The 11,855-nt window shown below is 55.9% G+C and carries 10 protein-coding genes and 1 pseudogene; 6 read left to right on the forward strand and 5 right to left on the reverse strand.

Annotated elements, in window-relative coordinates; genetic code table 11:
• Nucleotides 1-76: 76 nt before the first annotated feature.
• Nucleotides 77-1,435: a restriction endonuclease gene (locus C5C07_RS19770; protein ID WP_115805957.1), complete on the reverse strand. Its 1,359-nt coding sequence runs from the start codon at nt 1,433-1,435 to the stop codon at nt 77-79.
• A 216-nt stretch (nt 1,436-1,651) separates the two neighbouring features.
• Here C5C07_RS19770 and C5C07_RS19775 point away from each other — a divergent pair, with 216 nt between their 5' ends.
• The 4 genes from C5C07_RS19775 (at nt 1,652) to C5C07_RS19790 (ending at nt 5,852) form a co-directional block, all read left to right on the forward strand.
• Nucleotides 1,652-2,083 carry a nucleotidyltransferase domain-containing protein gene (locus C5C07_RS19775; RefSeq protein ID WP_199522771.1) on the forward strand — a complete coding sequence of 144 codons (432 nt, stop codon included), beginning with the start codon at nt 1,652-1,654 and terminating at the stop codon, nt 2,081-2,083.
• Nucleotides 2,076-2,504: a DUF86 domain-containing protein gene (locus tag C5C07_RS19780; RefSeq protein WP_115805958.1), complete on the forward strand. Its 429-nt coding sequence runs from the start codon at nt 2,076-2,078 to the stop codon at nt 2,502-2,504. The genes C5C07_RS19775 and C5C07_RS19780 overlap by 8 nt, the downstream gene beginning before the upstream one ends.
• Nucleotides 2,505-2,753: 249 nt before the next feature.
• The gene (locus tag C5C07_RS19785) at nt 2,754-4,736 is read left to right on the forward strand and encodes a PAS domain S-box protein (protein WP_158546604.1); all 1,983 of its coding nucleotides are present in this window, start codon (nt 2,754-2,756) and stop codon (nt 4,734-4,736) included.
• A gap of 249 nt (nt 4,737-4,985) precedes the next feature.
• A complete protein-coding gene (locus tag C5C07_RS19790) occupies nt 4,986-5,852 on the forward strand; it encodes a WD40 repeat domain-containing protein (RefSeq protein ID WP_115805960.1) in 867 nt (288 codons plus the stop codon).
• A 147-nt stretch (nt 5,853-5,999) separates the two neighbouring features.
• Here C5C07_RS19790 and C5C07_RS19795 read toward each other — a convergent pair whose 3' ends face one another.
• Nucleotides 6,000-6,707 (reverse strand): helix-turn-helix domain-containing protein, encoded by a 708-nt coding sequence (locus C5C07_RS19795; RefSeq protein ID WP_115805961.1) that lies wholly within the window; start codon nt 6,705-6,707, stop codon nt 6,000-6,002.
• A gap of 92 nt (nt 6,708-6,799) precedes the next feature.
• On the opposite strand from C5C07_RS19795, the gene C5C07_RS19800 reads away from it, so the two are divergent.
• Complete coding sequence (locus C5C07_RS19800) at nt 6,800-7,504, forward strand: SDR family oxidoreductase (protein WP_115805962.1); 705 nt, start codon at nt 6,800-6,802, stop codon at nt 7,502-7,504.
• Nucleotides 7,505-7,642: 138 nt separating this feature from the next.
• Here C5C07_RS19800 and C5C07_RS19805 read toward each other — a convergent pair.
• A pseudogene (locus tag C5C07_RS19805) lies at nt 7,643-8,462 on the reverse strand (IS5 family transposase).
• 154 nt (nt 8,463-8,616) lie between these two features.
• On the opposite strand from C5C07_RS19805, the gene C5C07_RS19810 reads away from it, so the two are divergent.
• On the forward strand, nt 8,617-9,921 hold the full coding sequence (locus tag C5C07_RS19810; RefSeq protein WP_158546605.1) for a response regulator: 1,305 nt from the start codon (nt 8,617-8,619) through the stop codon (nt 9,919-9,921).
• A 454-nt stretch (nt 9,922-10,375) separates the two neighbouring features.
• Here the strand turns inward: C5C07_RS19810 and C5C07_RS19815 are convergent, their stop codons facing one another.
• Nucleotides 10,376-11,263 carry an ABC transporter permease gene (locus C5C07_RS19815; protein WP_115805964.1) on the reverse strand — a complete coding sequence of 296 codons (888 nt, stop codon included), beginning with the start codon at nt 11,261-11,263 and terminating at the stop codon, nt 10,376-10,378.
• A partial coding sequence (locus tag C5C07_RS19820) for a DUF4162 domain-containing protein (protein WP_115805966.1) occupies nt 11,260-11,855 on the reverse strand: 596 nt, incomplete at its 5' end. The genes C5C07_RS19820 and C5C07_RS19815, both read right to left, overlap by 4 nt.

Consider the following 11,855-nt stretch of genomic DNA (forward strand, 5'->3'; position numbering starts at 1 on the left):
CTGTTGTACGCTTCATCGAGGTCATCGTACTCTCAAAATGGCAATCACTTTCGTCGGGTGAGGTACCTCCAAAGTACTAGACGACCCCGGACGTGAGAGTGAACCCAAGTAAGAGTACGATACTGATGAGAAGGCCACCGACGAGTGGTGTATTCTCCATTGCTTTCTCGTGGAGGGCCATCTGTTCGTACTCTGAGCGGAACTCTTCGAGATTTGCTTCGTCGTAGAAGTACTTCGTTTTCAGCACAAATCGCTCGGTAACTGCACAGCCTGTACATACTGGTGTCCCCTCGAGCCGTTCTGTTTTGATGTGCGAGTCACAGTTGATGCTCCCACAATTTGCACAGTACGTGTACGATTTCGCTGTTTCTTTCTCACAGTGGACGCAGCGATGGATTCCGTCTTCGATCGCTACTCGGGAGGGCCCCGCAGCGTAGTACGAGTACGGATAGGTGTACTGCTCGAGTTGTAGTGTCTGTCGAACCCCTGGGACGTAGAGCGGTGAAATCGCTTGGATAGAGATGTCCGACTGCTTCGGCTCACACGTCTTCTCGTAGGTGACATTGTTGCCACCTGTGTAGCTGACAGTCGTCGTGTGATGTTGCTGGAGACGAGAGACTGCCCACTCTTTGTAGTCGGTTTCTGTCTGCCCGTAGCGAGTGACGTCGACGTCGTCGAACATCGTGCTGAAGCGGTCGGAATCGAGTTCGACTGCTTGCTGGCCGTTGTTCGCGATGAGGTCTGCGAGACGGCTGTCTGCGATGCTGGGTTCTCCTCGTGTCGCATGGACGACAAAGCGGTTTGATTCGTTGACACGGTGGATGACACCGACTGAGGTTTCGAAGACAGCGTCTGTTCGTGCACTAATGGTGAGATACGGCTGGAAGTCAACGAGCTTGTGTGGTTCTGGGAGTGCGTCTGCGTCGAGGTTTTGGATGTCACGGGCTGCTTCACGTACTGGTGCGTAAACACCGCTTGCAGGGTCGAATGGCCGGAGCGTTTCGTTACAGAGAATCTCGATGCGGCCGTTGTAGAGATCCAAGCCGACTTCATCGGCGATATCTCTCAGGTCGGTTCCGTCGATGAGCTCAATCGGATACGGATCGCCGTTCTGTCTAAGGCGAGTCGCGTACTCTTCGGCGGGTGCAGAAAATTGTCCTGTCGTGACGACGATGCCACGCTTTGGGCCATCGTAGTCGTACGTCGCGATGGCTGAGTGGAGCTTCTGGACGACAGGCCGGCCGACAGAGCCTGTGTGTTTGCACTCGACGACGACTCCGCGGCGTATCCCGTCGACGACCTCCTCCATGAGGATATCTCGTCCTTCGTCGGCGGTTTTGCGTGCCTGATGGACGTTTTCGTACCCGAGATTCCGAAAAACATCCTCCATCAGGTCTTCAAATTCGAATCCGGAGAAATCGTCTAAGAGTGGCATGAGAATTTCACTTGACAATTAGACGCACTGTATCTATTAATTAGTTGTCTCCCTGTCACCAGGTGCTGTAACGCCCGTCAATGTGTAAGCGGTGACCCGTCTACTCCGTCCTCGACAGAGTTCAAGCCAGACACTTCGGTGTCTTTCTGTGACACACTCCATAACTTGTCTCAGTCCGTCGGAATTCTTTTGTGACGATACACCATGGATTTAGACATGGAACCGAGTGATGGACGTTCAGAGGTGTTTTCTGCCCTCAAAGAGGCAGTCTGTTCTGACTCGGATATCGAATTCGTGGTCGCATTCGGCTCACAGATTACGGGTGAGGCGACGACGACGTCTGATCTCGACATCGCAGTCAAGTTTGCCGATAGCCTTTCTGGCCGCGACCGATTTGAGAAGCAGTGTTTCCTATCGGGTGATCTTCAGTGGGAGGATGCGCCGTTCGTTGATCTCTCGGATATTGAGACGCTCCCGCTAGATGTTGCACACGATGCAGTCAGCGGTTCGTTCGTCTGCGGTGATGAGCAGGCATTCGAACAGTTCAAGACAGAGATTGAAGCACAGTTCGCCGAACAGCGCGACGATCTTCGGCGTCAGCAGCGTGCGGTAATTGACCGCATTGCGGAGGAAGGACTGCGTGGCTGACGAGCGAGTCGTTTCAATCAAACTTGAACAAATCGAACAGTATTACGGCGAACTGAAAGACAAACAGGAGACGCTGTCTCGTCAAGAGTTCTTGCAAAGTACGACGGAACAACGTGCTGTTGAGCGGATGTTCGAAAACGCGATCCAAGCATGCTCTGATCTTGCCCAGCATGTTGCCACACGCGATTTCGGATATACTGGTAATACTGCCAAAGGGGCAGTTCGTGTCTTGTGTCGAGAGGGCATCATCGACGATAAGACAATGACCACCCTGGTCGCTGCGATTGGGTTTAGAAATGTCCTCGCACACGAATATGGGCATGTTGATGCGGGAGAAGTCTACGAGTCGCTTCAAACAGGACTCGGTGTGTACGCGACGTATAGTCAGCAGATTGCTCAGTGGATCCAAAGCCATTCGTGAGATGAGAAGTTACTTGTCCGGATAACCTCGCTTAGGTGGAAAAGTGGCGGTACCGATGTTTCTGGTGCCCTGACTCCAACCCAGATATTGGTCCGTACGGGAGAATATCTTAGGCTTGATCGGCCCTGTTGAAATCTTCAGAGATTGATCAGTGTGAGGTGCAACATACAGAGGGTGTGTTTAGCAGTGACAGATATCCTGCTATTTCGCAACTATTATTCGGTTCTTGATAGTATGTTTGGTATTCCGATGCAGGTTTCCAACTGGCTTCGGCAACTGAAGCATTGGTCCGTATCACTCCTCGGACTAATACTTCTCGGGGCTGCTGGAGGCCATATCCTCACCGATGATAACCGGGTACTGACAAACACGATCGAAGTGATGCTCCCGATTGCGGTTGCGATCGGGCTCGGTATCGGTGGGATCTGGCTCAAACGAACGCATTCAGTCGATCGGACACTTCAACTAACCAAATGGACGGCTGCTGGGGCACTTGTCGGCCACGCGATCAATTTATGGTTCGAGATTATTATTTCTCTTGAACACACTCCCGTCGGTGAGCCCGTGCCGTTGGGTTTGAACGGGGCTGCAGTGCTCATGAGTGCCGGAATTGTTCTTGGGTACTACTACACAGGGCTCGAAGCACGAGAACAATCATTGGAATGCCCTGATGCACGATTCCACGCACTGACAGAAAATGCCACGTTCGGAGTCGTCACGATAGACGGCTCGAGTACGATTCGGTACGCGAACGACGCCGTCGAAGCCCTGTTTGGATATGCAGCCGAAGAACTCGTCGACGAGCCTCTGACGGCGCTGATGCCTGATTCACTCGAACACCAGCACCTAGACGGGCTCGCGAGCTATCTTGAGGACGGGGAGCGGCGTATCGACTGGGACGGCGTTGAGCTCGCCGGGAAGCACGCCAACGGGGAGACATTCCCCATCGAAATCAGTTTTGGTGAATACGCCGTCGACAATGATCACCTGTTCACTGGTGTCATTCGTGACATTTCGGAACGAAAAGCTGCAGAAGCCCAACTCCAGAAACACACGGATCGGATCACGAAGCTCCATCAAATTGCGACTGACATAATGTCGGCCGAAACCAGCGACGGTGTGTATCAGCGGACGGTCGATGGCGCCGACGAATTGCTCTCCTGTGATGTCGCACGCATCGCGGTTGCCGATAGGGGGCAGCTTGTTCCGAAAGCGAGTTCAATCGACGAGTCACTGGTGGACTGCGAGCCGATGCAGACAACCAGCAGTTATGCCGGACAATGCTTCCAATCTGGCGAACCTGTGGTCATCGACGACCTGACATTTACTCGTTCGACCTCCACAGCCCGTGAAGCATCGTCCGATTCCGGGCTGGGATCTGAGCAGTCCGGCCCGTCGTCACCTATTCTGTGTGATGACTATCCGACAGAGCCTCAGACGACTAAATATCGTTCGCTACTCAGCATCCCACTTGATGAGTTTGGAGTGATTCAACTCTTCGCTGTCGAGGCGAATGCATTCGACACCGACGAAGTAGACGCCGCCACGCTCCTGGCCTCTCACGCAAGTACGGCAGTGAGTCGAGCGCGTGCAGAAGCGACACTTCGCCGAGAGCGCGACCGACTCGACGAGTTCGCGAGCGTCGTCTCACACGATATCCAAAACCCGCTGAGTGTCGCTGCTGGGAATCTCGAGCTGGCAGCAGACGAATGTGATAGCGAGTTCCTCGACAACGCCGCGACCGCTCTCACACGAATCGAGTACCTGACGGGGGACCTCTTGACACTCGCTCGGTCCGGGAAGGCTGTTGGTGAGACGACACCCGTTCAATTACAAACGATTGCCAAGAGCGCATGGGGGAACGTCGAAACGGCAACGGCGACTCTCGACCTCAGCACCGAAGACACCACCGTCGAGGCCGACCGGGATCGACTGGAAGAAGCCTTCGAGAACCTCTTTCGGAACGCCATCGAACACGGCGGGGAAGACGTCACTGTCCGAGTGGGGGCGCTCAACAACGGGTTCTACGTCGAAGATACAGGCGATGGTATCCCCGACGCTGCTCGTGACCAGGTGTTCGATCACGGCTACTCGACGGGCGAGGGAGGCACCGGGTTCGGCCTCTCGATCGTCCGGAGTATCATCGAGGGACACGGCTGGTCGATTACTACAACGGACGCGTCCGCTGGCGGCGCCCGCTTCGAAATCACTGACGTTCAGCTCTCCTCGTAGGATACTGATTCGGGTGTCACCGGCTCTGTTGAAATCCTATTTTCTCGACACCTTTCGTGCCAGAATAGCCGTTATGCAGGTGTGGGACTGATAGTTAGAGAAATTACCAGTTTCGATGGATAATTATGCGAGCGTGCTGCATACACAGCGCTTATCGTGCGTCCACAGCATCCTCGATTTCCGCGCGTACTCCGCGTACCTACCTCTTTGATTAGTCTGGGACGCATTGCTACCTGATTAGAGCCAACAATGGCCGAGCCGACCACGATTCTCCAAGCACACGAGAAATACGCCCTTCCCTTGGCATTCGCCGATAACGGGGGTACTTTCTACAGTGGGGGATTCGACGGAACAGTCTCCGCATGGGATGCTGCGGAGTGGACGGAGGTTGTGACAATACATGCTCACGAACAGAGCGTCAACTGTGGGACGATCACGACCACTGACCGATTAGTGACAGGCTCAACGGACACGTCGCTTCGGATATGGACGTCAGACCTCGCTGACCGTGAAAAGACACTTACCGACCACAAGAAAACCATTGCCGGGATAGCCAGTCATCCGACGAAACCGATCATAGCCTCGGCATCCTACGATACGACCGCTCGTGTGTGGGACCTTGAGCGAGACGCCTCGCCCATGGTTCTGGAGGGCCACTCCCGGAACGTGACGAGCGTCGAGTTCGCCGACGAGTCTACGCTCGTAACCGGTGGAATCGGAGACGAAATCGTGGTGTGGTCGCTCGATTCAGGAGAGGAACTATCGAGACTCGGAGGGCACGGCCAAGCGGTTTCCGGTATCGCCGCTCAGGGGGAATCCCAGGTCTGGTCGGTTGGGTACAATGGAACTGTCCGCTGCTGGTCAACGGTTGATTGGACAGCGATCACAGCGGTTGACCTACCGGGGGAGCAACACCCCACCGGAATCGCCGTGAATCAGCAAACGGGCGATGTTGCAATAACTCGTGACGGTGGCGTAATCGTCCTTGATTCGGACGGCGAACCGCAAAAAGAACACGCCGCGACTATCAAGGGCATCTCCACTCCCCTCTGGTCCAAGGACGGCGAGACGCTCTGCGTTGGTGGAGCAGATGGAGAGATTCGAATATATCGGTGACGGCTCCATCCACTGCATCAAGCACGAAGGGCCTGACAGCTTCTGGAGATATTGATCCGGGACGTGCAAAATACAGGGCGCAAGTCGGTCAAGAGCTTGAACCAGAAAAGAGCCATCTGATGAAGCTCAAATTCGTCTGGTCAAACCCTACGACAAGTCGAGTACTTTCGCTTCTGCCTTGTGCAGATGTTCGTGGAACGTAGAAGTTGTAATACTCAACTTTGTAGCCAGTTCTCCCGCTGTGATGGCCTTTGGGTGCTGGTAGTACCCTCGCTTCCGTGCCAGCTGAAAGATTTCTCGCTGCCGATGCGAGAGTCGGTCGAGGGGGAGTGAATTCGAGCCCTCCGTACGGCTGGCACCGGTAATCGACTCCACGCTGATTTCGGCGTCCCGTTCGTCTCGAATCTCATCAAGTAACGAGCGAATCTGCTCACGACTGGCAGTCGAGAGGATAGTCCAGCGCTCAGTCTCCCCAAAGGCATCAACGGGAGCGGCTTGTACGAACCCGCGAGACGTGAACGCCTCGCTAATTTGTGTCTCCCCGTCGTGTTCAACCAGCAGGTCGCGGGTTGCATTGCCGGGCGCCGAGGCGGAACCATGCCGATACCCGTGGGTCATCTCCGAGACCGAATAGACCGATGGATGGTCACGAATCGCCGAAAGCCCCTCCTCGATAGCGGCCTGATCGTCGCCATAGAGGGTGTAGTGAGTGCTTGCCATCCCATCCTCACGAGTGTAGATGGCGTATCCAAGGCACCCGACATCGACCTGCGACGTCACGTCCAGGACCCAGCACCCAGGGTGCCAGACCTCTAGCGTCAGTCGGAGTGTTTCCGCAGACTCGGTCGCGTTCATAGCCGTATGTAGTGGTGGCCGATGAAAATGAGATGGGTAATGCCTGCTATAGCAGGTTGCGTGCATATTTAGGAAGCGTGGTTACACGGAGTATGAGCGATCGAAAAGTCGCGGTGGTGACTGCTTCAGGGAGTGGAATCGGCGAGGCGTGTGCACGGAAACTGAGCGAGGAGGGATACACGCTGGTGCTGTTGTCGCGTTCGGGGAGCGCCGTCAAGGTCGCAGAAGAACTCGGCGGCGACGGATTCGAAGGGTCGGTGACGAATCCCGACGACTTGGCGGCGCTCGTCGAGACAACACGGGAGCGCTACGGGCGCATCGACGCGGTGGTGAACAACACCGGCCATCCGGCGTCCGGCAGCCTGCTCGACATCTCGGACGAAGAGTGGCACGAGGGGCTCGATCTCGTACTGCTGAACACGGTTCGGATGGCGCGACTCGTCACACCCATCATGGAGGAGCAGGGCGGCGGAGCATTCGTGAATATATCCACGTTCTCAGCGTTCGAGCCCTCCGCGACGTTCCCCGTTTCGTCGGTGCTGCGGGCTGGGCTCGGGAGCTTCACCAAGCTCTACGCCGACCAGTACGCAACGAGCGGGATTCGGATGAACACCGTCCAGCCAGGATTCGTCGATAGCTACGAGATAGACGAGGAGACGCGAGCACGAATCCCGATGGGCCGACCAGCACGAACAGACGAGATAGCGGACGCAGTCGCGTATCTGATCTCTCCCGAGTCGAGTTACATCACCGGCCAGAACATCCGCGTCGATGGCGGCCTTACCCAGTCCGTCTAATCAGTAGGTTCCACTTCTGTCCCATTTATCGCCGATATCTCCCCTGCTGAACTCACTCTCTAAGTCGGTCACGGCGCTTCTGACGAGAATCAGAAGGGTTCGACCCATTTCGCTGTCTCGTTCATCGATATCCGCTGTTCAGAGTGACTTGTCGATGTTGTGAGTAAGACAGCCGACAACGAGTTCACGGAGCTGCTTCCACGTGTCGTGAGCGGACGAATGCGCGATATTTCCGTTTAAGACTAGAGTTCACTGTCTCGTTCTGACTCCGTTGGCCGTAGAGGTCGGCGTCCAGTCGAGCATTCCACGTCTTGTGGAGCGACGAAAATTTTCGGTGCTTGATGAGGGGGCGAACACCAGCGTCACGGGCTAACGCGCGAATCTTCTGGTCGTCATATCCCTTATCACCGAGGGGAATCGCCACATTCCCGGCATTCCGCTTGATCAGTGACGGTGCGATCTGCGAGTCATGTTTTTTGGTCGTCGTCACGTGGAGATCGAGGATAGCATTCGCTCTCCCGTCCACAAGCAGTGTCACTTTCAACTGCTTAATCGTCAGCTTCGTTCGCTTCGTGTAGTGTTTCGAGGCGTGACTACGGTCGAAGCCGGAAGCGTCGATCCCGACGACACCGTTGGTCGGGAGAAGCGTAATCGGGAGGTTGAGCAGGACACGCCAGACTGCCATATCGATCCGATTGAACACTTTACACAACGTTGAGGGTGACGGGAGTTCATCCAGATTGATCGCTTTCCGAATGCGGGGCATCTCGATGAGTTCGTCGAGAAGCGTCCGTTACGTCGTGTTCTTCCGAACTTTGAGACAGAGGAGAACGATGTGCTGGTGGAGTGTGTAGCGTCGTTTTGAGAACTTCGATGAGTAGCGAGCGACAGCTCGGCGTGCCAAGTGAAATGCCTGCTCAACGAACCGGAGCAACCGCGATTTCGGGAGGGCTTCCATCCGGCCAGACTACCGGACGTACCTGTAACTCCCTGAGGATTTCAACAGAGCCGTGTCATCCTAACTTGTCGCCCGTCTACACGAATGAGTATGTGATGCCGATGTGGATATGGTTATAGTCCGTGCTTTCAAATGCTATACCAGAACTTTTAGCATGAGTACTGGGGATCCGATTTCAGTCCTTCACGTCGACGATGAGCCGAGTATTTCGGAGCTAACCGCGGAAATGCTCGAGCGTGAAGACGACCGATTCAGTGTCGAAACGACTACCAGCGCCGCCGACGGCCTTGAGCGAGTCGCGATAGGGGACATCGACTGCATTATTTCGGACTACCAGATGCCCGGGATGGATGGCCTCGAATTTCTCGAAACCATCCGTGAGGACCACCCCACCTTGCCGTTCGTTCTCTTCACCGGAAAAGGGAGTGAAGCAGTCGCTAGCGACGCGATTGCGGCGGGCGTCACGGACTATCTCCAGAAACAACCTGGCTCGGAACAGTACGAACTGCTCGCCAACCGGATTCAGAACGCAGTTGAACAGTATCGCGCAACTCAACGTGCGACCAACCTAGATAGAATCCGAACGCTAGTCAACACCGTCAACCAGGCGTTGGTTCGCGCATCGAGCCGTTCGGAGATCGAAAGCCGTGTCTGTGAACGCATCACTGAGGCCGAACCGTATGTGTTCGCATGGATCGGTGAGTGCGACTCGGAGACACAAACGATTGAGGCACGAACGGGGACAGGTGTCGAACAGGGGTATCTGGATGGGATTGAAATCACAGCCGATGAGAGCGCAACGGGGCAGGGCCCAACCGGACGAGCGGTTCGAACTCGCGAGATGGTGGTGATGCAGAATATTATCGAGAGTGAAGAGTACGAACCGTGGCGTGACGCCGCGCTCGAACGAGGGTATCGCTCCAGCGCAGCAGTTCCCCTCGTCTACGACGATTCACTCTACGGGATACTGAATGTCTATGCAGATCGCGTCGATGCCTTCGACGAACGGGAACGCGAGTTACTCACTGAACTGGCCGACGATATCACTCACGCACTGCGCCACCAGGAAGTGAGACGCGACCTCCGCCGCGAGCGTGACCGCTTCCAGTATCTCGTCGATGGAATCGAACACTACGCGATATTTATGATGGACGCGGACGGAAGGGTAGCGACCTGGAACAGTGGCGCCGAGCGAATCAAAGGGTATAGGAGCGATGAAATTCACGGCGAACACTACAGTATCTTCTTCCCTGAAGAAGCAGCCGCAGAAGGAAGACCGGAGGAACTGCTCAGTCGGGCTAAGACAGAGGGGGCAGTCGAAGGCGAAGGCCGGCGTGTACGTAAAGATGGGAGCGAGTTTCTTGCGGATTTCACTCTCACGGCGGTTTTCGACGATTCGGGTGACCTCCGTGGGTTTGCGAAGGTCACTCGTGGTCGACCTGACGAACACCGAAACTGAATGTGGCTAAACAAACCCAGCTGGTCTCTCAAAATAGTCGTTATAGAGATTAGGCGAGAAAACCCACGACTTCAGTCGTGGGATGAATCGACGCACGGGTCACAAACACTGTAATCTGAATGTACAAGTGCCCACACCACGTTTTTGTGGCTGTCGTTGCGACGGTTTCCCGTCGTGATTGACTGTCCGAAAACTGGCAGTTGACTTGGTGTTTGCCTCATCACCAGAACGCTCTGCGTTCTGGTTAGCAGCCAGAAATCAAAGATTTCTGGAGACATCAAAAAGTAAGCCTTCGGACACCCCAACCGACGTTAAACAATCAGATAACTCCGAGTCTTTTGGATAGAAGTAACGGGGGCGTGGCACTCCCATCGGCATGTCGGGTCGTAAACGTAAGCTCTCAAACCAGCGCAAACGGGCGTGGGAAGCCCACGAGTGAACTCGTGGGAGGATGTCACTTAACGTCCGAACTCGTCGCGCGAGTGAGCAGGAAGACCGCTATAGCTCCAAGTACCAGATCGAGGGCAGCGAGGACCACAACCGCCGGAACCAGTGTATTCCAGATGCCACTGAACTGCGTGACCTCGACGACCGTCATCACGTCCTGGTCAAGCATCAACGACCGGGCGGCGTCAACTCCGTACGTGACAGGGTTGAATCGAGCGAACGTTTGAATCCATCCGGGCAAGGCGTCCAACGGTAGGAACGCCGACGAGAGGAACAACAGTGGGAACTGGAGGAGGTTCGCCGCGATGATCGTCGACTCTTGGTCTTTCGTGATGACGGCAGCCGCGTTCGAGAGGGCGATAAACCACAGCGAGAACAGCAGGCCGACGAGCATGATTCCGACCGCTCCGACGAGCCCGGTGGCGATCTCCGCACCGAGCAGGACTCCGAGGCCGAGAATGATCCCGACTTGCACCACAATCCGGAGTACTTCTGCGGCTGTCTTCCCGACGAACACAGCTGTCCGGTTCATCGGTGTCGCCAGAATCTTCTCGAACATACCCTCCTCGATGTCGTTCACGAGGCCGATGCCGGAGGTGATGGCCGCCGCCAGCGACACCTGAATCGCGATTGCCGGAACCAGATACGTCTCGTAGCTGATGCCGACGCCGCCACCGCGATTGATCGCCCCGCCAGCTATCTGCCCGAACACCTCGGTGAACAACAGCAGGAAGATGATCGGCTGGACGAGTGAGACAACCAACACGAACGGGTTGCGGACGGCTTTCAGGTTCCAGCGTTTGAAATTCGTCACCACGTCCCCCACAAGGGAGTTGCTCGCCCGATGAACGTCGGCGTCGGCCCCCGTCGTGGAATCCGTCGACGGCGTACTCATCGCTCGATCCCCGCGGCAGTTGCTGTCCCGTCACCCGTCACTGCTTGGTCGCCATCCATCTCGTCGCCAGTGATTGCGAGGAAGACGTCGTCTAGGGTCGGGGCACGAATGTTGAACCCGGTCACTGTTAATCCCTCATCTCGGAGGGCGACAAGCAGGTCCGTGCCGCGTTCGCGAGCGTTCTCAGAGGTGACGCTGATGCCATCTCCAGTCACCTCAACCATCGCTTCCGAGTCAAAGATGTCGGTCTCCCGAACGACGGCAGCTGCGCGGTCGCTCGAGTCTTCTCCGTCTTCCAGATTGACGTCGAGGATTTCGCCACCGACACGGCGTTTCAGATCGGTCGGCGGCCCGGTCGCGACGATCTCCCCGTCGAGGATGACCGAGAGACGATCACAGAGCTGGTCGGCCTCTTCGAGGTACTGGGTCGTGAGGAAGATGGTCGTCCCTTGGTCGTTGATTCGTTGGAAGTACTCCCACAGCCGGTTGCGGGCTTTTGGATCGAGGCCGGTCGTTGGTTCGTCGAGGAAGACGAGTGGTGGCTGGTGGACGAGTGCCATCGCCGCGTCGAGACGCTTTTTCATGCCTCCAG

This window comes from Haloferax sp. Atlit-4N, from assembly GCF_003383025.1.
In the GTDB taxonomy this organism is placed as follows: Archaea; Halobacteriota; Halobacteria; order Halobacteriales; family Haloferacaceae; genus Haloferax; species Haloferax gibbonsii.

What these genes read in the sequence shown, in the direction of transcription:
- C5C07_RS19785 (WP_158546604.1), top strand. Translation starts at nt 2,754, where the DNA reads ATGCAGGTTTCCAACTGGCTTCGGCAACTGAAGCATTGGTCCGTATCA.
- C5C07_RS19770 (WP_115805957.1), bottom strand. Translation starts at nt 1,435, where the DNA reads ATGCCACTCTTAGACGATTTCTCCGGATTCGAATTTGAAGACCTGATG.
- C5C07_RS19790 (WP_115805960.1), top strand. Translation starts at nt 4,986, where the DNA reads ATGGCCGAGCCGACCACGATTCTCCAAGCACACGAGAAATACGCCCTT.
- C5C07_RS19775 (WP_199522771.1), top strand. Translation starts at nt 1,652, where the DNA reads ATGGAACCGAGTGATGGACGTTCAGAGGTGTTTTCTGCCCTCAAAGAG.
- C5C07_RS19810 (WP_158546605.1), top strand. Translation starts at nt 8,617, where the DNA reads ATGAGTACTGGGGATCCGATTTCAGTCCTTCACGTCGACGATGAGCCG.
- C5C07_RS19795 (WP_115805961.1), bottom strand. Translation starts at nt 6,707, where the DNA reads ATGAACGCGACCGAGTCTGCGGAAACACTCCGACTGACGCTAGAGGTC.
- C5C07_RS19800 (WP_115805962.1), top strand. Translation starts at nt 6,800, where the DNA reads ATGAGCGATCGAAAAGTCGCGGTGGTGACTGCTTCAGGGAGTGGAATC.
- C5C07_RS19815 (WP_115805964.1), bottom strand. Translation starts at nt 11,263, where the DNA reads ATGAGTACGCCGTCGACGGATTCCACGACGGGGGCCGACGCCGACGTT.